25 protein-coding genes and 1 tRNA gene are annotated in these 26,011 nt (G+C 32.8%); 6 read left to right on the top strand and 20 right to left on the bottom strand.

Annotation, left to right across the window (positions count from 1 at the left end):
- Positions 1-34 precede the first annotated feature (34 nt).
- From THENA_RS03800 to THENA_RS03790, 3 genes are all read left to right on the top strand, one after another.
- On the top strand, positions 35-1,732 hold the full coding sequence (locus tag THENA_RS03800; RefSeq protein WP_013756110.1) for an FAD-dependent oxidoreductase: 1,698 nt from the start codon (positions 35-37) through the stop codon (positions 1,730-1,732).
- A gap of 19 nt (positions 1,733-1,751) precedes the next feature.
- Positions 1,752-2,120, top strand: a complete 369-nt coding sequence (locus THENA_RS03795; protein ID WP_013756109.1) for a helix-turn-helix domain-containing protein — start codon at positions 1,752-1,754, stop codon at positions 2,118-2,120.
- A 109-nt stretch (positions 2,121-2,229) separates the two neighbouring features.
- Entirely contained in the window at positions 2,230-3,636 is a 1,407-nt protein-coding gene (locus tag THENA_RS03790; RefSeq protein WP_013756108.1) for a CCA tRNA nucleotidyltransferase, read from the top strand.
- A gap of 11 nt (positions 3,637-3,647) precedes the next feature.
- Here THENA_RS03790 and aroA read toward each other — a convergent pair whose 3' ends face one another.
- Genes aroA through aroF form a run of 3 tightly spaced genes read right to left on the bottom strand, consistent with a single transcriptional unit; the run spans position 3,648 to position 6,793 of the window.
- A complete protein-coding gene (gene aroA, locus THENA_RS03785; protein WP_013756107.1) occupies positions 3,648-4,928 on the bottom strand; it encodes a 3-phosphoshikimate 1-carboxyvinyltransferase in 1,281 nt (426 codons plus the stop codon).
- Position 4,929: 1 nt separating this feature from the next.
- Positions 4,930-5,775 (bottom strand): prephenate dehydrogenase, encoded by an 846-nt coding sequence (locus tag THENA_RS03780; protein ID WP_013756106.1) that lies wholly within the window; start codon positions 5,773-5,775, stop codon positions 4,930-4,932.
- A 7-nt stretch (positions 5,776-5,782) separates the two neighbouring features.
- On the bottom strand, positions 5,783-6,793 hold the full coding sequence (gene aroF / locus THENA_RS03775) for a 3-deoxy-7-phosphoheptulonate synthase (protein WP_013756105.1): 1,011 nt from the start codon (positions 6,791-6,793) through the stop codon (positions 5,783-5,785).
- 119 nt (positions 6,794-6,912) lie between these two features.
- Here aroF and THENA_RS03770 point away from each other — a divergent pair, with 119 nt between their 5' ends.
- Complete coding sequence (locus tag THENA_RS03770; protein WP_013756104.1) at positions 6,913-7,353, top strand: hypothetical protein; 441 nt, start codon at positions 6,913-6,915, stop codon at positions 7,351-7,353.
- On the opposite strand, the gene THENA_RS03765 is transcribed toward THENA_RS03770, so the two are convergent.
- Positions 7,331-8,287 carry a carbohydrate kinase family protein gene (locus tag THENA_RS03765; protein WP_013756103.1) on the bottom strand — a complete coding sequence of 319 codons (957 nt, stop codon included), beginning with the start codon at positions 8,285-8,287 and terminating at the stop codon, positions 7,331-7,333. The genes THENA_RS03770 and THENA_RS03765 overlap by 23 nt on opposite strands.
- Before the next feature lie 82 nt (positions 8,288-8,369).
- Here THENA_RS03765 and THENA_RS03760 point away from each other — a divergent pair, with 82 nt between their 5' ends.
- Positions 8,370-8,813 (top strand): DUF3842 family protein, encoded by a 444-nt coding sequence (locus THENA_RS03760; RefSeq protein ID WP_013756102.1) that lies wholly within the window; start codon positions 8,370-8,372, stop codon positions 8,811-8,813.
- Between the two features lie 2 nt (positions 8,814-8,815).
- Entirely contained in the window at positions 8,816-9,010 is a 195-nt protein-coding gene (locus tag THENA_RS03755) for a CooT family nickel-binding protein (RefSeq protein ID WP_013756101.1), read from the top strand.
- Here THENA_RS03755 and speE read toward each other — a convergent pair.
- From speE to pyrR, 16 genes are all read right to left on the bottom strand, one after another.
- Positions 9,007-9,864, bottom strand: a complete 858-nt coding sequence (speE, locus tag THENA_RS03750) for a polyamine aminopropyltransferase (RefSeq protein ID WP_013756100.1) — start codon at positions 9,862-9,864, stop codon at positions 9,007-9,009. The two genes, THENA_RS03755 and speE, sit on opposite strands and share 4 nt — an antisense overlap.
- A complete protein-coding gene (locus tag THENA_RS03745; RefSeq protein WP_013756099.1) occupies positions 9,855-10,319 on the bottom strand; it encodes a pyruvoyl-dependent arginine decarboxylase in 465 nt (154 codons plus the stop codon). The genes speE and THENA_RS03745 overlap by 10 nt, the downstream gene beginning before the upstream one ends.
- A 40-nt stretch (positions 10,320-10,359) precedes the next feature.
- Entirely contained in the window at positions 10,360-11,094 is a 735-nt protein-coding gene (locus THENA_RS03740; protein ID WP_013756098.1) for a TrmH family RNA methyltransferase, read from the bottom strand.
- Positions 11,091-12,560: a cysteine--tRNA ligase gene (cysS, locus tag THENA_RS03735; protein ID WP_013756097.1), complete on the bottom strand. Its 1,470-nt coding sequence runs from the start codon at positions 12,558-12,560 to the stop codon at positions 11,091-11,093. The genes THENA_RS03740 and cysS overlap by 4 nt, the downstream gene beginning before the upstream one ends.
- A gap of 2 nt (positions 12,561-12,562) precedes the next feature.
- Positions 12,563-13,225, bottom strand: coding sequence for a serine O-acetyltransferase (cysE, locus tag THENA_RS03730; RefSeq protein ID WP_013756096.1), 663 nt, complete (start codon positions 13,223-13,225; stop codon positions 12,563-12,565).
- Positions 13,226-13,260: 35 nt separating this feature from the next.
- The gene (locus THENA_RS09605) at positions 13,261-14,046 is read right to left on the bottom strand and encodes a septal ring lytic transglycosylase RlpA family protein (RefSeq protein ID WP_052296054.1); all 786 of its coding nucleotides are present in this window, start codon (positions 14,044-14,046) and stop codon (positions 13,261-13,263) included.
- A gap of 56 nt (positions 14,047-14,102) precedes the next feature.
- The gene (gene ftsH / locus THENA_RS03720; protein ID WP_013756094.1) at positions 14,103-15,986 is read right to left on the bottom strand and encodes an ATP-dependent zinc metalloprotease FtsH; all 1,884 of its coding nucleotides are present in this window, start codon (positions 15,984-15,986) and stop codon (positions 14,103-14,105) included.
- A gap of 64 nt (positions 15,987-16,050) precedes the next feature.
- On the bottom strand, positions 16,051-16,581 hold the full coding sequence (gene hpt, locus THENA_RS03715) for a hypoxanthine phosphoribosyltransferase (RefSeq protein WP_013756093.1): 531 nt from the start codon (positions 16,579-16,581) through the stop codon (positions 16,051-16,053).
- Positions 16,578-17,258: a DUF554 domain-containing protein gene (locus THENA_RS03710; protein WP_013756092.1), complete on the bottom strand. Its 681-nt coding sequence runs from the start codon at positions 17,256-17,258 to the stop codon at positions 16,578-16,580. Before THENA_RS03710 ends, hpt begins: the two co-directional genes overlap by 4 nt.
- Positions 17,239-18,555, bottom strand: a complete 1,317-nt coding sequence (tilS, locus tag THENA_RS03705) for a tRNA lysidine(34) synthetase TilS (protein WP_013756091.1) — start codon at positions 18,553-18,555, stop codon at positions 17,239-17,241. Before tilS ends, THENA_RS03710 begins: the two co-directional genes overlap by 20 nt.
- 7 nt (positions 18,556-18,562) lie before the next feature.
- Positions 18,563-18,637, bottom strand: a tRNA-Met gene (locus THENA_RS03700).
- Between the two features lie 90 nt (positions 18,638-18,727).
- Positions 18,728-21,958, bottom strand: a complete 3,231-nt coding sequence (gene carB / locus THENA_RS03695) for a carbamoyl-phosphate synthase large subunit (RefSeq protein ID WP_013756090.1) — start codon at positions 21,956-21,958, stop codon at positions 18,728-18,730.
- 51 nt (positions 21,959-22,009) lie between these two features.
- Positions 22,010-23,128, bottom strand: a complete 1,119-nt coding sequence (gene carA / locus THENA_RS03690) for a glutamine-hydrolyzing carbamoyl-phosphate synthase small subunit (RefSeq protein ID WP_013756089.1) — start codon at positions 23,126-23,128, stop codon at positions 22,010-22,012.
- A gap of 55 nt (positions 23,129-23,183) precedes the next feature.
- Positions 23,184-24,491 carry a dihydroorotase gene (locus THENA_RS03685; RefSeq protein ID WP_013756088.1) on the bottom strand — a complete coding sequence of 436 codons (1,308 nt, stop codon included), beginning with the start codon at positions 24,489-24,491 and terminating at the stop codon, positions 23,184-23,186.
- Between the two features lie 26 nt (positions 24,492-24,517).
- Positions 24,518-25,462 (bottom strand): aspartate carbamoyltransferase catalytic subunit, encoded by a 945-nt coding sequence (locus THENA_RS03680; protein ID WP_013756087.1) that lies wholly within the window; start codon positions 25,460-25,462, stop codon positions 24,518-24,520.
- Positions 25,459-25,983, bottom strand: coding sequence for a bifunctional pyr operon transcriptional regulator/uracil phosphoribosyltransferase PyrR (pyrR, locus tag THENA_RS03675; protein WP_013756086.1), 525 nt, complete (start codon positions 25,981-25,983; stop codon positions 25,459-25,461). Before pyrR ends, THENA_RS03680 begins: the two co-directional genes overlap by 4 nt.
- Positions 25,984-26,011 lie beyond the last annotated feature (28 nt).

Genomic DNA, 26,011 nt, shown 5'->3' with positions numbered 1-26,011 from the left:
TTATATTTCAAGTATATTTTTAGGAGGCATGAATTTGGATAAATTTAATGTGATTGTAATCGGAGCTGGACCAGCAGGGCTTAAAACTGCAATGAGATTGAAAAGATTAGATTTTAATCAGAAAATTTTAGTTATAGATAAAGGAACGTATCCCTCATTTGCTGCTTGCGGAATGCCATTTTATCTGGAAGGTTTAGTAAAAGATTTTGATGACTTGCGAAAGACATCATTTGGATCTTTAAGAGATGAAAATTATTTTAAGAATTACGCTAACATAGATTTATTACTAGATTACTTGGTTACCGAAATTGATCCAGAATCAAAAACCGTTGTGGTCCTAAATAATGTAAGTCATGATACATTTAGATTCCAATACAACAAACTTGTAATAGCTACAGGTTCAAAAGCTATTGTTCCCCCCATAGAAGGGCTTTCGATTGAAGACGAAAATCTTTTCACGCTAAAGGACCCATCAGATTCAATAAAAGTTAAATCTTATTTAGAAAAGAATAAAGTCAACAGCGCTTGTATTCTAGGTGCTGGTTTAATTGGGTGTGAAGTTGCTTCATCGCTTTTTAATTCTAATATAGATGTTTCAATCTTTGAAATCTTTGATTGGCCTCTTGCAGCACTTATAGACAAAGAAATAGGGTTATATTTAAAAAAACAAATGTTCAACAATGGAATGGAAATATTTACAGGTGAAAAAGTAGTAAAATTTGTCTCAAAAAACAAAAAAACAATTAAGGCCATTTCTGAAAAAAGAGAGGTAAATGCAGATATATTCCTTATATGTTCAGGAGTAAGACCAGACACAGAAATAGCAAAAAAAGCTGGATTAGAAGTGTCAACAAAAGGTGCAATAATAACAAATGAATTTCTACAAACTTCAAACCCTGATATTTACGCAGTTGGTGACTGTATAGAAATAAAAAATTTATTAACTAACAAAACCTTTTATGCACCAATGGCAACTTATGCTAACAGACTTGGGAGACTTGTTGCAAATAATATTATGAACAACAACACTCAAACTTTTGATGGATCAATAGGAACTGCAATAGTTAAAGTATTAGATTTTAATATTGCCAAAACTGGCCTGAGCGAAAAAGAGGCAAAGGATTTGAATATTGATTTTGAAACAGTTTATTATTCTGGTTTTGATAAACCACATTATATGAGTGAGAGCAATAAAATAAACATTAAACTTATTTTTGATAAAAAAACTGATAATTTAATCGGAGCTCAATGTATAGGCAAAAAAGCCAATGTGGACAAAACAATTGATATTGCTGCAACAATTATTCAAAATAAGATTTTGAATAATAAAGTTCTAAACTTAGATCTGTCATATTCCCCTCCATTTTCAAATTCTGTAGACATTTTGATTCAGGGCTTTCAAATATATGAAAACAAAAAGAACAATATGTACAAAGGAATTTCATTCGAAGAAGTAAAAGAAATTTTAGAAAATGATAAAAATATGGAAAACGTAGTATTATTAGATGTAAGATCAGAAGATGAATTTAAAAAAGTTCCTTCTCCCTTCAAGAACGTTATCAACATACCTATTGATTATTTATATAATTCTGATTTAGAATATATTAAAAATAAAAAGATTATCATATACTGTGGCACAGGCTCAAGGTCTTATCAGGCATCAGTAATGTTGAAAAGTAAAGGCTTTAGGGAAGTATACAACCTGGAAGCAGGAGTTAGTGGTTTTTACTAATACAAAGAGGTGAACGAATTTGACAAATGAATTCGGTAAATTCTTAAAAGAAGCAAGAGTTCGAAAAGGCATTAACCAGAGGCGGCTTGCTCTGCTATCTGGGATAGATCCTGGTTATGTAAATAAGCTCGAATCTGGGAAGATGCCACCACCATCTCCAAAAGTCTTGAAAAATATAGCATCAGTTCTTGGGATAGATGAATTAGATTTATATCTAAGAGCAGGTTATATTACAGACGATTTAACAAAGAAGTTTTCTGAAGAACCTGAATTTAGCATGATGTTTTACGCTCTAAAGGTTTTGTCAAAAGAGGAACAAAAAAGTATTTTAGATTTTGTAAAATTTAAGCTTGAAAATTGGGAAAAGACAGACAAATCAAAAAATTGATTTTTTCAAAATTATGTTTTATAATTTAAATACTTTTTGAACATTATAAATATACAAAAGAGGGGGAGAAAAAATAACTTCTTTAAAGGAATTAATAGAAAAAAATAGTTTGCTCAATAAAATTCACATCCTATTAGACAACAACGCTTATGAGGATGTTTTTTTAGTTGGAGGAGCAGTTAGAGACTTATTAATTGGCAAAGAAATAAGCGACTATGACTTCCTCGTTTCTGAGGGGTCTGTGTCAGATATAGCCAAATTATTAGCTAGTAATTTAGGCGGGAAGTTTTTCTTTCTTAAGGGCGCTAACTATTCTTCTAAAACAATTCGTATATTAAAAGAAGGTTTGCAAATAGACATATCAGAACCAAAGGGCAGTAACCTTCAAGAAGATTTATTAGAAAGAGATTTTACAATAAACTCAATGGCCATAAGAATGAGCGACGGAGCTCTCTTTGATTCAGCTGAGGGGATTAGAGATTTAATTAACAAAAGAATTAGACTAACCAGCGACCTTGCCTTTATCAAAGACCCTGTCAGACTCATTAGAGCCTATAGATTTGTCGCCGAAATGAATTTTCAGTTAGATGAGAGAACAGGTATTTTGATTATGGAACAAGCACCTCTAATATCTCAAGTTCCTTCAGAACGAGTTCGAGATGAAATTTTCAAAATTTTAAACCTAAAGAATTCTGCTGACGTTCTTTATAATCTCTGGAAAGCAGGTATTTTGAAAATAATATTCCCAGAGCTGACATTACTTGAAAAAGTTAGTGCAGAACCCCAAAGATTTCATCATTTAAATGGACTTGAGCATTCTTTTGAAGCACTCAGATGTCTTGAGAGGATTTTACTTTTCAAATCTCCTATCTGGCACGATATATCAGAAAAACTAACACATTATTTAAATCATATAATAGGCGGTGGCAGGAAGAATCTACAATTATTAAAGTTAGCTACTCTTTTACACGATGTGGGAAAACCTATAACTATGAAACTAGATTCTAATAAAACAAGCTTTCTTAATCACGATCAGGAAGGTTCTATAATAGTTGAAAAAATTGCCAGAAGAATGCGACTGTCAAAATCAGAGATAAAAGAGCTAAAACATTTGGTTAAGAATCATATGCAACCGATTTTTATACCACCTGAAAATTCTGAAGCTCATATATTAAAATTTCTAAGCAGAACTTATCCTTATACCGTCAATATTACTCTTCTTAGTTTAGCAGACAGACTATCAAGCAGAGGCCAGAAAATTACCCTTTCTTATATATTAGAAAGATACAGATTATACAAAAAAATTATTAAGACGTCTCTTTACTACGAACCACCTAAAAAATTACCACTAAATGGAAAAGAAATAATGAAGCTATTAAACCTTGAACCTGGACCTACAGTTGGCATAGCATTAAAAATGTTAAAAGGAGCCATGATAAGGGGAGAAGTTAAAGACGAAGAAGATGCAAAGGCATTCCTTTTAGAAAAATTCAATAATTTGAAAATAAAAAAGTAGTAATTATTGTTTTATAGCTCTTTTAATTTATCATAGAAATCTGGAAAAGAAATGGCACAACATGATGGGTTATCTATTGAGCTTTCCCCGTTTGCCAAAAGTGAAGCAATAGTAAAAGCCATTGCTATTCTATGATCATCAAAAGTTTTAATATTTGAAGGTTTAAGCTCATTTGTACCTTCTATCAAAAAGCCATCTTCTTTTTCGACAACTTTAACTCCCATATTTCTTAAGTTAAAACATACTGCATTAATTCTATCGCTTTCCTTCTTCCTCAAGTCAAGCGCACCTGATACTTCACTTTTTCCCTCAGCCAACGCCATAGCAATTGAAATGATAGGCACCTCATCTATAATTTTAGGTACTTCTTCAGGAGATATATTTGTAGCTGTTAACTTCTCCACCCCTTCTACAAAAATATTCCCGATTGGTTCGGGGTTAAAGGAACAGTATTCAAGCTTTATATTTGCACCCATTCTTTTAAGTACTTCGATATAGCCTATCCTTAAAGGATTAAGGCAAACGTCTCTTACTAACAATTTAGAACCAGGTATTAATACTGCAAGAACCACAAAAAATGCTGCAGATGAAGGATCTCCCGGAACAGTTAAATCAAAGGGATTAAGATCTTCTGAGGGATATACGTATATTGAGTTCTTTATTTTTTTTATATTAACACCCAAATAAGTCAAAATAAGCTCAGTATGATCTCTGGAGGGAAATGGTTCAATAATAATAGTATCAGAATTAGCTTTTAGCCCAGCCAAAATTAAACACGACTTTAACTGTGCGCTTGAAATGGGCATTTCGTAATTAATACCATCTAGACCATTCTTATTTCCAACAATTGCTAAAGGCGCCAAAAAGTTTCTTCTTGAAAATATATTGGCTCCCATAATAGATAATGGTTTTATTATTCTACCCATTGGTCTGTTTCTTAGGGAATTATCCCCAGTTAAGATAAATAATCCCTTTCTTTCCGAAGCCAATAAACCCGAAAAAAGCCTTATTGTGGTTCCAGAATTACCACAGTTTAATATATCTGTCGGTTCATCAAGATCTCTTAAACCCTTACCTTTAATAATAATTGCTTTTTCTTGCTTTTTAACCATCCCACCAAGCTGTTCCACTATTGCTAACGTTGACAAAGTATCTGCACCAAGCAAGGGGTTTCTAATAATAGATTCCTTTTTGGTTGATAGAGCAAAAATAAAAAGTCTATGTGTAATAGATTTATCAGAAGGAACTGAAATTTCTGAAGAAAACTTTTTAAATTTTCCTAAAATTTTCAATCTAAAACCTCCCTCTAAATTCCTTAGCTACCACAATTTCTGACCTAAATCTCTCTATGTCTTTATCAAAAGAGTCTCTAAGAGAGGATAAAGTATCAATGTATGAATCAATAGCTTTCAAGATCTCTTTCTTATTGAATTTAAATATTGAATAAGTAAAATTTGGATCTTGAAGCGCTAATCTAGATGTGTCCTTAAAACCAGGACCAGCAACTAAATTCAAATATGGAAAAGTTTGATCATATTTTCTTAAAGTATTCGATAAAGATAGTGCAACAAACATAGGCAAATGGCTAACTAAAGAAACAAGACTATCATGTTCATTAATACTAATTAGTTGAATGTTAACTCTTAAATTAATTTTTAAAAAATTACTAAATTCATTAACTAAATGCTTAGCATTTTCGTTTTCTATTATTAAAAAAGGTCTATCAAAAAAGATTTCTTTAAAAGAATTCTCGTACCCACTATACTGAGTTCCAGCCATTGGATGAGTGCTTATAAAGTTTACATCTTTAGGAATAATTTTGCTCACTTCATCAAAAAAGTGCGATTTTACACTAGCCACATCAGATACAATACAATTATTTTTTAGATATGGTATAAGAGCTTTAAAAGCCTCTAGAGTTTTTTCAATATTTACACATACGAAGACAAGATCACAAAAAGAAATATTAGAGTCAAATTTATCGTTCAAATGACGAAAAAATCCATCAGATCTAGCCAAATTAATAGTATCTATACTTGAATCATACCCATAAACGCTATACCCATTAAAAGAAAACGCCTTAGCTAGAGAGCCTCCAATAAGGCCTAGTCCTATAACACAAATATTTTTAAAATCCATTGTATTTTTACAAAGTTCTATTCAATACTTTTGCTATCGGGCGAATTTCCTTCATAAGTGTCTCAAATTCATTCAAATTAAGAGACTGAGGTCCATCTGAGAGGGCTTCTTCTGGCCTTGGATGAACCTCTATCATCAATCCATCTGCTCCAGAAGCAATGGCAGCTCTTGCCATAGGAGCTACAAGAGACCTCTTTCCTGTAGCATGGCTTGGATCAACAATTATTGGAAGATGACTAAGTTGTTTTACTAGGGGAACAGCGCTTAAGTCAAGGGTATTTCTCGTATATTTTTCAAAAGTTCTAATTCCTCTTTCACACAAAATTACATCTTGGTTTCCTTCAGCCAAAATATACTCTGCAGCTAATAACCACTCTTCAATTGATGAAGACAATCCTCTTTTTAGTAAAACAGGTTTTGAGCATCCGCCTACTTCTCTTAATAGGGGGAAATTTTGCATATTTCTTGTCCCAACTTGCAGTATGTCAGCATAAGAGGCGACCAATTCCACATCTCTTGTATCCATTACCTCTGTAACAACCTTTAACCCGTATTCATCGGCAGCCTCTCGAAGATATTTTAATCCTTCTTCTCCCAATCCTTGAAAAGAGTATGGGCTAGATCTGGGCTTAAATGCACCTCCTCTTAAAATTTTAGCTCCACAACGTTTAATTGCTTTTGCCACTTCAAAAGACAATTCTCTACTTTCAACAGCGCACGGCCCAGCCATAACAACCAATTGTTCGCCACCTATTTTCAAATCTTTCATATTTATGATGGTATCCAGAGGATGAAATTCTCTGCTAGCTCTTTTATATGGCTTCCTCACAGGTATAACTTCAGAAACTCCCGGTAACACCTCAATAGGTTCAACTAATAATTTCTTATCTCCAATTGCACCGATTATAGTATGAACCTCTCCCCTTGAAAGATGAACCCCAAAGCCTAAACTCTTTAACTTCTCAATTACTCTATTAATCTCCTCTTCACTAGCTGACGGTTTCATTACAATAATCATAGAAATTACCTCCATATAAAACTAATTTAGAAAATACTATAAAAAATTTATGCTTTTGTCAAAGATTTAATTTATCTGTAATCTAGATTAGAATATAATAGCTATAAAGGAGGGATAAGATGAGAAAATTTATTTTCCAAAGAGTTACCATTGCAGCTCTAATTTGCAGCTTATTTCTTTTATCGCCTGCCAAACTTTATGCATTCAATCTAAGCAGTATTTTAGAAGGTGGAGGAATTGCAATAGCAGTTAAAATTTTTGGCAGACAAATAAATGACTTTATTAACACAGCACTAATGAACAGAAACATTTCTACTCAAGAAATGACAAAAGTTGTACCAGTTATATCGATAGGGAACGGGACGTATGTTGGTGCAGTACAGGTTTCTGGTCCCGCTGAAAGAGTGCAAACAGTTCAAGCTGTTATGCAGTTAGAACTTAATTTTAGCAATGATAAGTTTAGAATTAAAGCACTAATACCATCCGACTCTCTTAACCCATTACAGTTCCATAGAGTATTAGGAGTCGGTGTCTCAGCTATGATTGACGTGAAACTTTAAACCTTGAATTAGTAAATTTTTTAGCTCTTTCAATTGCCATATCAAGAGTGGGCAAATTAGTTTGAGCTCCATCTTTTTCTAGAACAAAAGACGATACAGAGGCTGCTATATATGCACAATCAATAAACTCAAATCCTAAAAGATACGAAGCCAAAAAAGCGCCTCTGTGACTATCTCCCGCCCCAGTAGAATCCACAAATTTTTTTGGAGGAATAGCTGGAATTTTATAATTTACTCCGTTATAAAAAATCTCACATCCATTTTTACCTAAACTTACACAAGAAAGTTCAAATTTCTTATATTTCATAATATTGTCAACATTTAAGGTTTCGCATAATTTTTTATTCTCGAACTCGTTCATAAACAAAAAATCAACATATGGCAGTATTTCAATTACTTTTTCAGGTTGAGTCAGAGTTTGCTGCCCTGGATCAAAACTAATTTTTATATTTTTTTTTCGATCCTTTAATTCCTTTAATTTAATTAAAAATTTTTTATAGAAATCATAATAGCCAGTAGTAAAGTGTAGCACCTTACATTTATCTAAGTTGTCTAATATACTAGAAATATTTGATTCTAAAATTTTTTCATAGTTTATTTTATCTTCATAGAAATAAATTTGTTGAGCACCATCGGGCACTCTTGTAATTAAAATGCTTCTTGGAGAATATCCATTTTGAACTTTAAATACAAACTTTGTGTCTATCATCAAATCTTTGAGGTAACTTTCATACCCGTGGTGAAAATCATTATCTCCTACAACAGAAATAAGGCCCGAATCTACGGATAATTTTTTTATTGCAACAGCACAATTCGCAGCAGCTCCTCCAAAAGTCCTTTTGTATTCATCAGCTACCACTGCATCATTAACCAATGCTAACTTTTTAACTACAAGTATGGTATCGAATACTATAGTCCCAACACAAAAAATCATTAATCCTCCCTAATTATTCTTATAATTTTGTACATTATAAAACAAAATTTGATATAATAATAAAAGCAAAAAAGGAGGGTAAATGGAAAAAAATATCATTAAAGTAGCCATTGTTGACGGACAAGGTGGCGGAATAGGACAACAAATAGTACTAAAAATTAGAGAAATTCTGTCAGAAATCATTGAAAATATAGAAATAATAGCACTAGGAACAAATGCATTTGCAACTGTAAATATGCTTAAAGCAAAGGCAAACAAAGGTGCATCAGGCGAAAATGCAATAATAAAGAATGTTCCAGAAGCCGACTATATACTCGGTTCCATTAGCATTTTAGTAGCCGATTCTATGATGGGAGAATTTACTCCAAGAATGTCAGAAGCTGTTGCAAAATCAAAAGCAATAAAAATTCTTTTACCAATTAATCAATCCAACATAGATATCGCACTCACTCAGCAAGAACCCCTCCCCCATCAAGTTGAAGACGCAGTTTTGCGTCTAAAAAATTATATCGAAAGGACGAGCTAAAAATGTGTGAAGCCAGCGCTTTTTATAAAAACCAGGAAAGTGAAGAAACTTTAATTCTAAAAGATGTTGCACTTTTGAAACCGGAGGAAGAAAATTTATGGTTTTTAGTTAATATCTTTGGCGAACAAAAAGAAATACACGCAAAACTACTTGAAATAAATCTATTGCAACACAAAATAATCTTTCAAAAAATTTAAACATCTCTTACATAATTTTTAAAAAATCTAGGTAACGCAAAGGATGCTTTGTGTATTTCTGTTGTGTAGTACTTTAAATCGCTAATAGATATATCACTTGGTAATTCCTTTATTGGATCTATTGTAAAGGATGCAAAACCGAAGCTCCATAGTCCAGCAGGATAAGTTGGTATAAATGCAACATAGTTTTTGAAAATCGGAAAGATGTTTTTGACTTTTTTACTAACTTCACTAATAAATTCCAAATGACACCATGGAGATTCAAGCTGAAAAACTAAAATACCTTCGGGATTAAGAATTCTTTTTATGTTTTCAAAAAAGTCAGCCTCAAATAAACCAACAGCAGGTCCTATTGGATCTGTAGAATCAACTAATACAAGATCAAACTTGTCTGAAGTCTGTTTAACAAAATTTATACCATCGCAAATACAAAGTTCAAACCTAGGATCATTAAAACCACTTGACAGAGAAGGAAAGAATTTTTTGCTAACTTCAACAACCATTTCATCAATTTCAACTTGTTTTATATGTTTAATATTTTTATGCTTTAAACACTCTCTTGCAGAACCGCCATCTCCTCCTCCGATAATTAGAACTTCTTTAATTTTATCTGACAAATTCAATGGAACATGAGTTAACATCTCGTGATAAACGAATTCATCTCTTTCAGTAAGCATTACCTTTCCGTCTACAAGAAGGACTTTCCCATAACTAGTGGTTTGAAATACTTCAATTCTTTGATATTTCGAATGCGCACTAAAGAGTATATCAATTACATCAAAATATATGCCAGAACCTGGAAGATGTTCTTCTTTGAATTGAAAAATCGGTATATTATTATCTCCTAATACCATAGGACCACACAAGCAAAGGCGCATGCAGCTTTATCGACTACGATATCCGTAGTCACAGCCTTCTTTTCTAAAAGTTTAAAGCCTCTCATTGCAAAACCCTCTTCAACCATTTCTAATACTGTTTTTTCAGCTTCTTCTTTGCTTCCAGAACAGCTATACTCCATTATTAAGCCAGGAAGACTTGGATCTTCTGGTATTCCAATGCCAGCTGCTGCCGCAATTCTTTCTCCCTTGTTTGTACTTACCTTACTTGCATAAGCAATAGGAACTAGTGCACCATAAGGTAGAACTAAATTCTTTACTTCAACGGCAGACGGTGGCAAAATACTACTAACTCTAACAAGGTTAGTATTACCTACTCCAGCAGAAAGAAGAGCACCATCAAATGCATTAAGAGGGTGATCAGCATTACAGCTTCCAAATGAAATAAAATACTTTGTTGGTATTGGCAGCATCAAAAAAATTCCTCCTTAAAATAAAATACCAAGGTTAATATTATAACTCAAAATTCTTTTGTCTAAATATTTCATATAACAAAATACTAGAAGCCACAGATAAATTCAAAGAGTTAAAATCATTAGACATAGGAATATATACATTTTGATCGAGATCTCGCAAAAAAACATCTGAAAGAGATTTCGATTCAGAACCAAAAACGCAACAAATTGGGAGATCATATTTCAACATATCGTACCTAACTGATCCTCTTTTTTCAACACCAATAACGCTTACACCTCTTCTTTTTAGATCCTTTACAAAATATCTTAAATTGCTGAGTCGCACTACTGGAATGCTTAAGAGAGAACCTGTAGATGCCTTGATGGCAGCAGGAGTAATATCAAGCGATCTATGTTTTGGCAAAATTATTCCTCCCACCAGGCCGGATGCCTGAGCAGTTCTAGCTACAGCACCAATATTACGTACATCCATAATACCGGAAAAAGCTAAAAGAACCTTTTTAGATTTTATAACATTAAGAACAGTTTCTTCCTCATCTGCATATTCAAATCTCTTTATAAACATTACTATTCCTTGTGAATTAGGAAAAAGCCTTTCAATTTCTGAAAGATTTTTGTAAACAACAAGAGACCTTTTGTCTTTGTTTTTTTGTAAAAACTCTTCTATAAAGGGCAGTTTCTTATTTCTAGCAATAAGTAATTGTTTAAATTCTATTCCTTCCTTGATTGCATTAATAACAGGATGTATACCAATCACAAAATCTTTTCTCATCTCTTTTTGGCTCTTATGCCCCCTGGTAAATCTTCTAACACAATACCCTTTTTATTCAAAAAGTTTCTTATTTTATCGGCATTGTCATACAATTTTTTCTTTTTCAAAAATTCTCTAAAACTCAAAAGCTTAAACATATTCTCAGTAGTAAGTTCATCAAATAATTCAAGATTTACTTCAGTAAGCTCATAAGAGTCAAATTCTTTAGATAGCTGTTCTTTAGAATAAAATAAGACATCAGGCTTATATTTTAAACCTAATATTTCAATCATGGATAAAACTTCATTTATATTAAAAGAAATAGCGTTTTTCAGATCCGCTGCCTGTGATTTTGAATAACTATCTACAATTGAATTAATAAATCTAACTTTTTCAAAAATATATGAGATAGCTAAAGGAGTATTGAGATCGTCACATAAAGCAGCAATAAAATTACTTGGTGGCGCAGCTTTAAGTTCTCCTATAAGTCCAAAAGAAGAACAAACGTCAATAGCATTTTTAATTTTATCCCAAGCCTCCTTAGCTGCCATTAAATTTTCTAAATTAAATACAACCGGACTTCTATAATGACTACTTAATATAAAAAGCCTTAAAACCATCGGATCATATTGTTGATAAATATCTCTTAAGGTTTTAAAATTCCCAAGAGATTTTGACATTTTTTCTCCAGATATAGTAACAAAACCATTGTGCAACCAATAATTTACAAATTTTTTACCAGTAAAACCTTCCGATTGTGCAATCTCGTTCTCGTGGTGAGGAAAAATTAAATCTTGTCCACCTGCATGGATATCAAATGGTGAACCAAAGTGTTTCAGAGACATTGCAGAACATTCTATGTGCCATCCCGGTCTTCCTTTCCCAAATGGGCTATCCCAAAAAGGTTCATCAGGTTTTGACGTTTTCCATAATACAAAATCCAAAGGGCTTTCTTTGTAAGATGATGAATCAACTCTATAGTTTTCAATGAGATCGTCTATAGATTTTCCAGATAATTTTCCGTAGTCTTTGAATTTCTTTATAGAAAAGACTATATCACCACCCGCCTTATAGGCATAGCCTTTTTCTATTAAACCAGTAATTATTTTAATCATCTCATCAATATAATCAGTAGCTTTTGGATAAAGAGTTGCCCTTAAAACATTTAGTTTATCCATATCTTCAAAGTATGCATCAATAAATTTATTTGTAAGTTCTTTCCAATCAACTTTCTCTTCTCTTGATCTCTTTATTATTTTGTCATCAATATCTGTAAAGTTTTGAATATGAAATACCTCAAATCCCTGACTTAAAAATAATCTTTTCCACACATCCCAGACTACATAAGACCTTCCATGCCCTAGATGACAATAATCATAGACTGTAACACCACAAACATACATTCTAATCTTTTTATTTTCTATTGGCACAAACAGTTCTTTTCTTTTTGTTAGCGTGTTATAAAGATATATTTGATTGTTTGACAAAGTTAAGATTTTACCTCCAAATCCAAAGTTTTTTTAAGCTTCAAGATTTCATTTTCTAATTCCATTATCTTTTGATCCTGCTTAATTAGATAGTCCTTTAAAGGATCCGGCAACATATTGTGATCTAATTGTGATATTTTCGCCTTTACCCCATTTCTTACAACTACCCTTCCAGGATTTCCCACTACTGTTGAATTTTCAGGAACAGCTTTTATCACTACTGCTCCAGCACCTATTCTAACATTGTCACCAATTGTAATAGGCCCCAGAACTATTGCACCCGCACCGATTACTACATTATTCCCTATCGTAGGGTGTCTTTTCCCTTTTTCCTTGCCTGTTCCTCCCAAAGTAACATACTGATACATTGTTACGTCGTCGCCTATTTCAGTTGTTTCACCTATTACAACGCCCATCCCATGATCAATAAAAAATCTTTTACCAATTACAGCACCAGGATGTATTTCGATGCCAGTAAGAGCTCGTGAAATCTGAGAAATCAAACGTGGAAAAAAGGGTACTCCTTTAACCCATAAGAAGTGTGAAAACCTATGAAGCCATATAGCGTGTAAACCCGGATAGCAAAATAATACTTCAAAAATGTTTTTAGCAGCAGGGTCTCGTTCAAATACCGTATTTATATCTTCTTTTATTGTTTTAAACAATTTTTTCAACTATTATTAAATTTATGTTATTAATCTTATTTAAGTAACTCAATTTTTACTGGAGCAAGGCCTGAACTGATCATTCCGATCTTTTCAGCTGCGCCCTCAGATAAATCTATTACCCTGCTTGTGCTTCCCATCCTATCTGTAATCGTTACTATGACGCTCTTCCCATTGTTTTCATTTGTTACAAGAACAATAGATCCTAAAGGAAGCCATCTATGAGCTGCAGTAAGGTCATAAGGATCAAATATTTCACCATTCGACATATACCTACCTGCTAGATTAGTACCATACCACGAAGCTATACCCTCTTGAATAAATTCTTTTGAATAATATTTATGTCCATATAAAATTTTATGATTTTCATCTGGATTGTATCCTAGCGATCTTTGCAAGTTTGTAAGCCACATATTTGTAATATCACTATCAGCTAAACTTTGTAAAAAGGCTTGGCTTCTATCTATTTTAAAAGCCAAATCATCTCCTACATAACAACAAAAATATTTGTCTTCGGTTACAAACCTTATATCAGAAGGATCATAAGAGCCTTTAGATGAACCAAAATATTGATTAATAGCGCTAGAAACTATATCCGCCTCTTTTTTAATCCTTTCGAAACTCTCATTATCAAATGACACTAAAGTTAAGACCTTATAATTGTTTACAAAGATCTGAACTTCTTTGGAAGGTATTATGTTTTCTTTAACAATCCCAATAGTTTTCGTTTCTGAGGCTTTACAGTTCATGCAAAAAATTGAAAATAACAAATTAAACAATATCAACATAAAAATTAAATAAAATAACCCTTTTAGTTTCATAAACTTTCCTCCTCTAGCTAAATTTTCGCCTTCTTTCAAATTTTAATTTACACATATTAATTTTCTTTTATATTTTCATTTAAAACGTTTTTATCTAATTTGTTTTCAACAGTTTTAGAATCGTCATCGTTTTTTTCATCTTCAAACTTTCCATTTAGGTAATCCAAAAGGGTATCTCCTTGGAGCGTCTCATTTTCAATAAGTTTCATAGCAATTTTATTCAAAGTATCATATACACTTAAAAGTATGTTTTTTGAATTTTCATAACAACTCTCAACAATTCTTTGAACTTCAAGATCTATTTCATTTGCCATATTTTCACTATAGTTTTTGGTTTCAAAAAGATCTCTGCCCATAAAAACATTTTCGCTTCTCTTTCCCCAAGTTCTGGGCCCCAAATGATCACTCATACCATATTCCATAACCATCTTTCTTGCAAGTTCTGTAGCCCTCTGAAGGTCATTTTGTGCACCAGTTGTAACTTCCTTAAAGATAATTTCTTCAGCAGCTCTTCCTCCTAAAAGGACACAGATATTATTAATAAGTTCTGTCTTGCTAATTAAATATCTATCTTCTCCCGGAAGTTGCAGGGTATAACCCAATGCCATGCCTCTTGGAATAATAGAAATTTTATGAATCGGGTCTGTCCCTGGAAGATTGTGTGCTACCAATGCATGACCTGCTTCATGAAAAGCAATTATTTTTTTATCCTTTTCAGAAATAACCCTACTTCTCTTCTCGATACCTGCCACTATTCTATCAATTGCATCCTCAAATTCAGCCATCGATATAGTTTTTTTACCCTTCCTAGCAGCAAGCAAAGCAGCCTCATTAACCAAATTAGCAAGATCTGCCCCCGCAAATCCGGGTGTTCTTTTTGCAAGTATGTCAACCTTAACTTCTTCTTCTATAGGCTTCCCGGCTAAGTGAACTTCTAATATTTGCTTTCTGCCCAACAAATCTGGCCTATCAACTGTAACATGTCTATCAAACCTTCCTGGTCTTAAAAGCGCAGGATCTAAAACATCAGGTCTATTTGTAGCAGCCATAACTATAATTGTTTCATCAACTTCAAACCCATCCATTTCAACAAGCAATTGGTTAAGAGTCTGTTCTCTTTCATCATGACCGCCTCCAAGACCAGCTCCTCTTTGTCTACCTACTGCATCGATTTCATCAATAAAAATTATACACGGCGATTGATTTTTTGCTTGCTCAAAAAGATCTCTTACACGTGAAGCACCAACTCCTACAAACATCTCAACAAAATCCGAACCCGATATACTGAAAAAGGGAACTTTTGCTTCTCCAGCCACCGCTCTAGCCAAAAGAGTCTTACCGCATCCAGGCGGCCCAACCAAAAGAACTCCTCTGGGAATTTTTGCCCCCATAGCCCTAAAGGGTGCTGGATTTTTTAGAAAGTCTATAATTTCCTCAAGTTCTTGCTTTGCCTCATCTGCCCCAGCAACGTCTTTGAATGTTGTTTTGGTTTTCTCTTGATGAAAGAGTTTTGCCCTTGACTTTCCAAAGGACATAGCTTGACTTGCTCCACCCTGTGCTTGCTTTAACATAAAAAGCCAAAAACCAATTAGAATTAAGATGGGAAACAATTGAGTAAGGACCGAAACCCACCACCCATTATCACTAGGCGGCTCAACTCTAATATCTACTTTTTTTTCAGTCAAAGTTTTTATTAGCGAAGGATCGTTTTGAGGGTAATATACAGTAAATGAAGTGCCATCCTTTAATTTACCATTAATTACATTTTGAGAGGAAGAAATAGTTACCCTTCGAACATCTTCCTGATTTACTCTATCCATAAATTCTGTATATGACAATTCCTGATTTGAAACCTTTTTACCACTACTCAAAACTACTGTTAAAACTACAACTATCAACAAAATTATAAGATAAAACGTAACACTCTTAGTTATTTTCAAAAATTCATATCCCCTTTTTTAAAAAATGTTAGTTAAATATTGTATCTTTTTTTACGTATAAGTGTCAAACAAAAGAAACTACATATAAATCCTTTAGATTACGATATTTTTCAGCATAATCTAATCCATATCCAACTACGAAGTAATCTGGAATTTTTAGTCCGAAATAATCTGCATTAGGTCTTTTGCAATCATTATTTTTCATTTTATAAAACAACACTACAGATTTAACACTTAATGGTTTTTTTTGTTTAAAAAAATCAATTAGATATTGCAAAGTAAGTCCAGAGTCTAAAATGTCTTCAACAATCAGAACGTGATAATCAGATAAATCCTTTCTTATATCTTTAATTAATTTAATTTTCCCAGAACTTTCAGCTTTATTGCCATAGCTTGATACTTCTACAAAATCTATTTCTAGTGGTAAAGATATTGATCTTGCGAGGTCTACAAGAAAGAAAGCAGCGCCTTTCAATACCCCTACCAGTAAAATTTTCTTACCAAGATAATCACTATCTATTTTTTTTGCCAATGAATTAATAGCCTTAGCAATTTCTTCTCTACTTACTAAAATTTTTAGCTCATGTTCTTTCACAATATTCCTCCAAACTTCGAAAAAATAATTATTAATATAAGAGCAAATATATAATTAATCGTTTTAATTTTAGTTAAACTTAGCAAATTAAAGCCAATACCAATTAACATAATGCCACCCGTTGCATAAAAATTACTGGCTATGTTTGTATTGCTAAACAACCCAGAAAGTGCGTTTGCAAATAGGGTAAGCGAACCCTGATAAATAAGGATTGTAATGAAAGAGAAAAAAACTCCCACTCCCAACGATGAAGCAAGAAATAAACTAGATACCCCATCAAGAGCTGACTTCAACAACAATATTGAATAGTCACCTTTTAGGCCATCCTGAAAAGATCCCAAAATGCTCATTGGACCAACACAAAATAATAAGCTTGCACTCATAAAGGCATTTACAACATCGCCTTTTTGCATCTTTTTATTAACATAATTTCCAAACCTTTCAATAAGACCTTCAAGAGAAATAAATTCCCCTATTAAACCTCCTAATATCAAAGAAAGCAAAACCCAAAAAATACTTTTAACCTCCAAAGCTAGCTTTAATCCGATCAGAAGGGTTACCAAACTAATAGCATTAATCACTATGTTTTTATATTTTTCAGCTAAACGAGAGCCCATAACTAAACCTATACTACTACCAATAATTACAGAAAAAGCATTAATTATTGTTCCTGTCATTTCTCTGCCTCCACGATAATCTAAACTTTTCCAAAAAATCATCGCAAATAATTTTAATATTATAATTTTTAAAAAAATTCTCATCACAATATTCAAATGGAGCCCATTTGAGAACGTTTTTATAAAATATCATTGGCACAAATTTGTAAAAAAAATTATTTTTTTTGTTAAAAAAATTATTTAAATAAATCTTTTTTCCGTTTATAATTACAAAGTCAGAATTTTTAAAAAACCTTATTTCTAGAAAAATTTTTTCTTCTAATGGGTTATTAATAGATATGCCCAACTCTTTAGGTATTTTATCCCATGGGTATCCCTTTACAAAAGACCGGTCGTACAACGAAAAAATATTTTTATTTTTATAAACTCCAAAATCTTTAAAAGAAGGCAAAGAAAGATTTTCATTCTTTTGTAGAAATTTGCATAACAAATTAACTTCATTAAAGTTATAAGATATATCTAAAGAATGTAAAAATTTCAATATAACCCTGCGTATTAAGGCAATATCAAATTTTAATAATTCCTTTAAAAGGATAATATTAGCCCATGGCATAGAAAGGACAACTTTTCCATATATCTCGTTTGTAATCTTTTCTAGGTAACAATCTTCGTCTTCTGCCAGTTTAATAAAAGAATCAAAGTGTTCTAAGGAATTTTGCCAAACATTCTCTATTCTTGGAGTTATTTCCTTCCTAATAAATACCCTTTTGTAGCGTATATCATCATTATAAAAATCAGATATATAATCTAGCTTCAAATACTCGCAAAAAGTCCTTATTTTATCCCTTTTTAAATGTATTAAGGGACTAATAATATTTATTTTCCCAAATTGTCTTATTTCTTTCAAAGATAGAATCCCCCTAATTCCTGTTCCACGACAAATATTCCACAAAAATGTCTCAAACCTATCATTCAAATTGTGTCCTGTAAATAAAACATTTGAATTTATCTTATCCATAATGTTACAAAAAAAAGCAAATCTTCTTTTTCTTGCATCTTCTTCATTTAAACTCCCAGTATTTCCCGAAGAGCCAAAAATAATTCTAAAATTATATTTTTCTGCATAATTAATTATCAAATTCCTTTCAAGAATTAGATCCTTTTTTCTCCATCCATGATCAAAGTGAAGTAATATAAAGTCGTCTTTAGATTTAAGTCTTGAAAGTATATAAGTCAGAAAGACAGAATCAGCTCCACCTGAAATAGCTATGCATGGATTTGAAAATTTGAGATTGTAGTTATTTAAAACACTATCGATATGGCAAATGATTTTGTCTATTTCAGTTTTAATATACATAAAAAAATGGTAGCGGCGAGTGGATTTGAACCACTGACACAGCGGGTATGAACCGCTTGCTCTGCCTCTGAGCTACGCCGCCACATAAAAGCAAGATTATTTTAAAAAAATATTTGAATAAAGTCAAGAAAAATCTCAAAATAAATTTATACATATAAAATTTAATTCTTAATTAACTGTTTAAAATTTTGTAAAAATCTTGTATAGATTTTACTTCTATTTCAGAATTCTTTAGAGCTTCAATGGCGTTAACTGTTGCAGCAGCTCCCGCGATAGTTGTGATAGTAGGTATATGATGTAAAAGTGCCATCCTTCTTATCTTATAATCATCCTTTCTTGCACCTTTACCAGAAGGGGTATTAATAATAAGCTGGATTTGGTTATCTTTTATCATATCAAGAATTGTAAAGCCGTCCTCGCTAGCTTTTTTTACCTCATTAACCTTTATACCATTAAATTTCAAAACCTTAGCAGTACCTTGAGTAGCAAATATATTAAAGCCCATATTCACAAGGCTCTTAACAATAAAAACTATATTTCTTTTATGCTTATTCGAAACACTAACAAAAACATTTCCTCTTAGTGGCAGCTCTTCTCCTGCAGCAATTTGTGCTTTTGCATATGCCTTTCCAAATTCAAAATCAATGCCCATTACCTCACCTGTAGATTTCATCTCTGGACCCAAAATTGTATCTACACCAGAAAATCTTCCAAACGGCAATACAGCTTCCTTTACAGCAATGTAAGGCAAATCTAACCTTTCTTTAATATTGAAATCTTTTATTTTTTTGCCAAGGGATATTTGAGTTGCAAGCTTTGCTAGAGGAATACCTATGGTTTTGCTTACAAACGGTACTGTTCTAGAAGCTCTTGGATTTACTTCAAGAACATATATTTTATCTCTAATGGCGTATTGAATGTTTATTAAACCCTTTACTCCTAGTTTCAAGGCTATCTCTCTTGTAATTCTAGATAGTTCTGTTAACTCTTCTTTTGTCAAACTAAAAGTTGGCAATACACATGCTGAATCGCCAGAATGAATCCCTGCCTCTTCAATATGTTCCATAATACCACCTATAAAAACTTCATCTCCATCACAAAGGGCGTCAACATCAATTTCTATTGCATCTTCCAAAAATCTATCAATAAGAACCGGTTTCGCTTCAGAAACCTCAACAGCTTTCTTAATATATTCCATTAGATCGTTGTCATCATAAACTATCTCCATAGCCCTACCACCCAAGACATACGAAGGTCTTACTAAAACTGGATATCCAAGACTTCTTGCAACTCTTAACGCTTCATCTGGAGACTTGGCTATACCAGCTGCTGGTCTAAATATTTTTAATTTCTCCAAAAATAAGTCAAAACGTTCTCTATCTTCAGCCATATCAATTGCCTCAGGAGAGGTACCAAGAATTGGAACATTAAGTTTTTCAAACGATTTAGCGAGTTTTAAAGGAGTTTGACCTCCAAATTGTATTAAAGTTCCAAGCGGTCTAATTTTCTCAACAATATTTATTACGTCCTCAAATGTTAAGGGCTCAAACAAAAGTTGATCAGACGTATCATAGTCCGTTGACACAGTTTCAGGATTACAGTTAACCATTATTGCAGCTTTCCCTAACTTTTTAGTTGAATCTACTGCATGAACACAACAATAATCAAATTCAATACCCTGCCCAATTCTATTAGGACCTGCTCCCAAAATAATTACCGATTCTTTATTATCAATGGGTATTAATTCATTTTCTTGATCATAAGTAGAATAATGGTAGGGGGTAAATGATTCAAACTCAGCCGAACAGGTATCAACCGTCTTATAAACAGGGAAAATACCAAGTTTTTTTCTATATTTTGTAACCTCTTCTTCACTTGATTTAGTAAGAAATCCTATTTGAAAGTCGGAAAAACCATCTCTTTTCAAACTGAACATTTCGTCTTTATTTATAGAATACAAATTTCTATTCATAAATTCCTTGCCAGTCAGAACTATCTCTTCAAGTTCTTTTAAAAACCACTTATCAATGCCAGTTAGTTCATTTAATCTATCTACGCCTACTCCAATTTCTAACAATCTGTGAATTGTAAAAATTCTATTATCCTTAGGAGTCCTAAGTTCTCTTATAAGTTCTTCTTCTGTTAAATTCATCAAATCAGCATCTTTTCCATCGAAACCAAAACCTCTTCTACCATTTTCAAGCGAACGAATTGCCTTTTGAAAAGCTTCTTTAAAATTTCTACCTATAGCCATTGCTTCGCCCACAGATTTCATCTGAGTATCCAAAACTCTTGGTGCCCCATGAAATTTTTCAAAATCCCATCTGGGTATCTTTACAACAACGTAATCAAGAGTTGGCTCGAAAGAAGCTGGAGTCTTTTTGGTAATATCATTGGTAACTTCATCAAGAGTATAACCAACAGCAAGAAGAGCAGCAATTTTTGCAATTGGAAAGCCGGTGGCCTTTGAGGCAAGAGCAGAACTTCGCGAAACACGAGGATTCATTTCAATGATAACGATACGACCATCTTTAGGATTCATTGCAAATTGAATATTAGAACCACCAGTATCAACACCAATTTTCCTAATAACTTTTATAGACATATCTCTTAAGACTTGATATTCCTTATCCGTTAAGGTTTGAATAGGCGCTACAGTGATGCTATCACCCGTATGAATGCCCATCGGATCAAAATTTTCTATAGAACAAATTATTACAACGTTATCCTTTTTATCTCTCATTACTTCTAATTCAAATTCTTTCCAGTTAAGAACTGATTCTTCAATCAAAACCTGATGTATCATACTTAGATCCAGGCCATTAGATACATGATATCTTAGATCGTCGAAGTTATAAGCTATACCTCCTCCCGTTCCTCCAAGCGTAAATGAAGGTCTTATAATTAAAGGAAATCCAAGTTCAAAAGCAATTTTCTCTGCCTCATTCAAACTATGAGCAATTCCGCTTTTAGGAAGATCTACACCTATTTCTTTCATAGTTTCTCTAAATAAAAGCCTATCTTCGCCCTTTTTTATTGCATCAGTATTTACACCCAACATTTCCACATTGTATTTTTCCAAAATTCCAGCTTCTGCAAGATTTACAGCAACATTTAAAGCAGTTTGACCGCCCAATGTTGGCAATATTGCATCTGGTCGTTCCTTCTTAATAACTTTTGTTACAACTTGAGGAGTAATTGGTTCAATATAAGTATGATCTGCCATTTCAGGATCAGTCATAATTGTAGCAGGATTAGAATTTACCAAAACTACCTCATATCCTTCCTGCTTTAAGGCTTTGATTGCTTGGGTCCCTGAATAATCAAACTCACATGCTTGCCCAATTATTATAGGCCCTGAACCAATAATCAAAATCTTTTTTATATCCGTCCTTTTAGGCAAAACTTATCACATCCTTAATGTTTTATATAAAGTAATTAATTTATAAAATTTTTAGTTTTTTTTCATTAATTCGCAAAACTGCTTGAACAAGTATCCCGAATCATGTGGTCCAGGACTTGCTTCAGGGTGATACTGAACAGAAAATATTGGCAATTTTTTGTGCCTGATGCCTTCAACAGTTTTGTCGTTAAGATTAATGTGAGTAACCTCCCAGTTAGATTTATCAATGGAGTCGTAATCTACAGCAAACCCATGATTTTGTGATGTAATTTCTACTTCACCGGTTTCAAGTCTTTTAACAGGATGATTTCCGCCATGATGCCCAAATTTCAATTTAAAAGTTTTTGCTCCTGAAGCAAGAGCCATTAATTGATGCCCCAAACAAATTCCAAAAATAGGCACCTTATCAAAAAGTTCTTTAATAGGACTAATTGCATAACTTACTGCAGCAGGATCTCCCGGGCCATTTGAGAGAAAAACACCATCTGGCTTTATAGATAAAATTTCATCGGCACTACTAAAAGCTGAAAATACGGTTAACTTGCAACCAAGCGCAGTTAATATTTTCAGTATATTCCATTTAACACCATAATCTATAACAGCAACTTTAAAATCTCCTTCTGGTTTAAACCTTTCACTGATCCATACATCAGTCTGGTTCCAGCTATACCTTTCCCTAGGAGTAACATCTTTTACCAAATCAAGTCCTTCCATAGACGGAAAAACTTTTAGTTTTTCATATAAAGATTCAGGATCAAGATCTACAGTAGATATAATACCATTAAGAGCACCTCTAGTCCTTAGTTTTCTAGTTAAAAATCTTGTATCAATATTATCTATACCTACAATATTATTTCTTTTCAAATACGAATCAAGAGTTTCCTGGGATCTCCAATTGGAAGCTCTGTCTTTATAATCTCTCACGATAAAACCTTTTGCAAAAGGTTTAGTGCTCTCAACATCTTCATTATTTACACCATAGTTTCCTATCAAAGGGTAGGTCATTGTTACAATCTGTCCAAAATAAGAAGGATCAGTCAAAATTTCCTGATACCCGCTCATACAAGTGTTAAAAACAACTTCTCCCATAACTTCTCCTTCAGCTCCAAAAGACCTTCCCAAAAAAAAACTTTTATCTTCTAGTAAAAGCATAGCTTTTTTAAAACTCAATTAAGAAACACGCCCTTTCTTTTTTCATATTTGCTAAAAAACAAAAAAATAAATTTCATATTTCTTGTTTAACACTTTTCATAAAATTTTTGTCCTTATAAACTAGATTTCCGTTGTAAAAAGTAGCAAGAGGAAATCCATACAACGTTTTGTTAAGAAATACAGAAAGTTTACACTTTGAAAAAAACATTTCAGGACTTACCAAAAACTCTTTGCCCTTTTTAAAAATAAAGAAATTGGCTCTAGACCTATTTTTAAGTTCTAAAACTGGTAAAGAAAAGATTTTGGATGGATTTACAACCATCCACTTAATAATATCTTCTAAGTTGCACTTATTTTTCATAACAAAATATGTATATAATGCTGCAAATGCAGTTTCAAGCCCTGGAGTTCCAAAGGGTGCCTCGCTATAATCAAGCTCTTTTTCCTCTAAAGTATGAGGAGCATGATCAGTACAAACTACATCTATTAGCCCCTTCTTTAAAGCAATAAAAAGTTCGTTCATATCTTCCTCATCTCTGAAAGGCGGCTTCACCTTAAATCTTGTATCAAAGATAGGAATGTTCTCACAATTAAAAATAAGATGATTTACTGTTACCTCCGATGTAATATTAAGTCCTTCTTCCTTGGCAGCCTCAATATACTTTAAAGAATGTCTTGTAGATAAATGCGCAAGATGAAGTCTCGATCTGGTTTCTCTTGTAAGAGCAATATCTCTTGCTACACAAACTTCTTCCGAGGTATAGGGAATCGAATTTATTCCATAAGCTCTTGAAATCTTCCCTTCGTGAATTACACCATTGCCACTTAACACAATATCTTCCGGGTGATCTATAATTATTCCGTCAAAAGTTTTACTATAAATTAAAGCCTTTCTAAGAATATTTGTTGAGATTGGCTTTCCATCATCAGAAAAAGCTATAGCCCCACTTTTTTTCATCTCAAGCAAAGGAGACAATTCTTCTCCTAACTGATTTTTTGAAACTGCTCCAACAGGATAAATTTTTATAACTGAATTTTTATTGATATTACTTATTAAATAGTCTACAAGATAAGCATTATCAACTACTGGATTAGTATTAGGCATCGTAAAAATTTGTCCAAAACCACCCCTTGCAGCAGCTTTAGAGCCTGAAACAATATCTTCCTTTTCTTCTTGACCTGGCACCCTTATATGAGTGTGCACATCAGTCAAAAGAGGCATTATAACTAAGTCTTCCCCCTCAACAACTTCTTCAAAACTAGAAATATCATAAGAATCTAAAAAATTTACTTTTCCTGATTGGTCTATGTAAAAGCTGATCCTCTTTGAACTTAGATCTGAAAAGTAAGCCAAGACATTCTTAAACAAAATTTTATTCATAAAAAATAACCTCACAGTTTGCTATATTAATTTAATTTCAAATGATCTCCTATATTACCAGTTTTATGAGCTAACAAATGATAAAAAATAGACATTCTTATTGCTACTCCATTTGTTACTTGATTTCTTATAAGCGCATTTCTCCCATCAGCTACGTCAGATGATATCTCAAGACCCCTGTTCATAGGTCCTGGGTGCATAATTATAACATTACTGTTTTTCATCAATTTCTCACGATTTAACCCATAAAAAATAGAATACTCTCTAGTACTTGGAATCCAGGCGCTTGCAGCCCTTTCTAGCTGAATCCTTAGCACTATAATTGCATCTGCATTAGTAATAGCTTTATCTAAATCCCAGTAAACATCTACATCCCATTCTTTCTCAAATTCTTCTCTCACAAGAGTAGATGGCCCACAAAGAGAAATTTTAGCTCCAAATTTTTTTAAAAGCCAGATATTTGATCTTGCTACCCTGCTGTTTAAAACATCTCCTAAGATCAAAATTTTTTTATCTTTCAGATCTTTAAAATGTTGCATCAATGTAAAAGCATCAAGCAAAGCTTGAGAAGGATGCTCGTTCGAACCGTCGCCTGCATTAATTACCTTTGCTGATGTAAAATTTGTTATATACTCAGGAATTTTCGAAACAGAATGTCTTAATACAATACAGTCTGGCTTCATAGCATTAAGTGTTAAACAAGTATCCTTAATAGTTTCTCCTTTTTTGGCAGAGCTTTGAGAAACGGATAGGTTAATAACATCTGCGCCCAAAGTTTTACCTGCAATTTCAAAAGAAGTTCTCGTTCGTGTGCTAGGTTCAAAAAATACTGTTAGAATGAGCTTACCTTTAAGAATTGGTATCTTTTTTGTGGGTCTATTTAATACCTCCAAAAATTTTTTTGCATTATCAAATATTTCTAAGACTTCGTCTAAATCAAGATATCTAGTACTAAGCAAGTGAGAAATCACTCTAAAATAATCACCTCATCTACATTATCAATCTCTTTAAGTCTTACCTTAACATCTTCTTTGGAAGAAGTGGGAACATATCTGCCTAAATAGTTAGCATTAATTGGAAGTTCTCTGTGTCCTCTATCAATAAGCACTAATAGCTCAATTTTCTTAGGTCTGCCAAAATCAAAAATGGCTTCTATTGCGCCTCTTATAGTTCTTCCTGTAAAAAGTACATCATCAACAATTATAACCGAAAGATCCTGAGTAGAAGTTAAATTTGTAGTTTTTAAAGGAATTTTTTCTTTAGTGTATAAATCATCCCTATAAGGTGTGATATCCAATTCTGAAGTTACTAATTTTATTCCATGTTCACTTAAAAAAATATCCGCAATTCTCCTACTAAGATAAACACCCCTTGTCCATAAACCTACTAACAAAAGTTCATTAAAATCTTTATGATTCTCATAAATTTCATAAACTAAACGACGAAGTATCTTATCAATTTCCTGCTCATTTAAAATTTTTGCCTTGAGCATAATACCTCCCTATTAACTATGAATATGT

Origin of the sequence: Thermodesulfobium narugense DSM 14796, from assembly GCF_000212395.1 — a bacterium.
GTDB classification, from domain to species: Bacteria; Thermodesulfobiota; Thermodesulfobiia; order Thermodesulfobiales; family Thermodesulfobiaceae; genus Thermodesulfobium; species Thermodesulfobium narugense.
The sequence above is the reverse complement of the archived record's forward strand: the minus strand, read 5'-3'. Positions and strand labels throughout refer to the sequence as shown.

Coding starts and splice junctions, on each gene's coding strand:
- THENA_RS03765 (WP_013756103.1), bottom strand. CDS start 8,287: ATGATTTTTTGTGTTGGGACTATAGTATTCGATACCATACTTGTAGTT.
- THENA_RS03770 (WP_013756104.1), top strand. CDS start 6,913: ATGAGAAAATTTATTTTCCAAAGAGTTACCATTGCAGCTCTAATTTGC.
- tilS (WP_013756091.1), bottom strand. CDS start 18,555: ATGTATATTAAAACTGAAATAGACAAAATCATTTGCCATATCGATAGT.
- THENA_RS03755 (WP_013756101.1), top strand. CDS start 8,816: ATGTGTGAAGCCAGCGCTTTTTATAAAAACCAGGAAAGTGAAGAAACT.
- speE (WP_013756100.1), bottom strand. CDS start 9,864: ATGGTATTAGGAGATAATAATATACCGATTTTTCAATTCAAAGAAGAA.
- pyrR (WP_013756086.1), bottom strand. CDS start 25,983: ATGCTCAAGGCAAAAATTTTAAATGAGCAGGAAATTGATAAGATACTT.
- THENA_RS03745 (WP_013756099.1), bottom strand. CDS start 10,319: ATGCTGCCAATACCAACAAAGTATTTTATTTCATTTGGAAGCTGTAAT.
- THENA_RS03780 (WP_013756106.1), bottom strand. CDS start 5,775: ATGGATTTTAAAAATATTTGTGTTATAGGACTAGGCCTTATTGGAGGC.
- THENA_RS03710 (WP_013756092.1), bottom strand. CDS start 17,258: ATGACAGGAACAATAATTAATGCTTTTTCTGTAATTATTGGTAGTAGT.
- THENA_RS03760 (WP_013756102.1), top strand. CDS start 8,370: ATGGAAAAAAATATCATTAAAGTAGCCATTGTTGACGGACAAGGTGGC.
- THENA_RS03685 (WP_013756088.1), bottom strand. CDS start 24,491: ATGAATAAAATTTTGTTTAAGAATGTCTTGGCTTACTTTTCAGATCTA.
- aroF (WP_013756105.1), bottom strand. CDS start 6,793: ATGATTATTGTAATGAAACCGTCAGCTAGTGAAGAGGAGATTAATAGA.
- THENA_RS03740 (WP_013756098.1), bottom strand. CDS start 11,094: ATGAGAAAAGATTTTGTGATTGGTATACATCCTGTTATTAATGCAATC.
- THENA_RS09605 (WP_052296054.1), bottom strand. CDS start 14,046: ATGAAACTAAAAGGGTTATTTTATTTAATTTTTATGTTGATATTGTTT.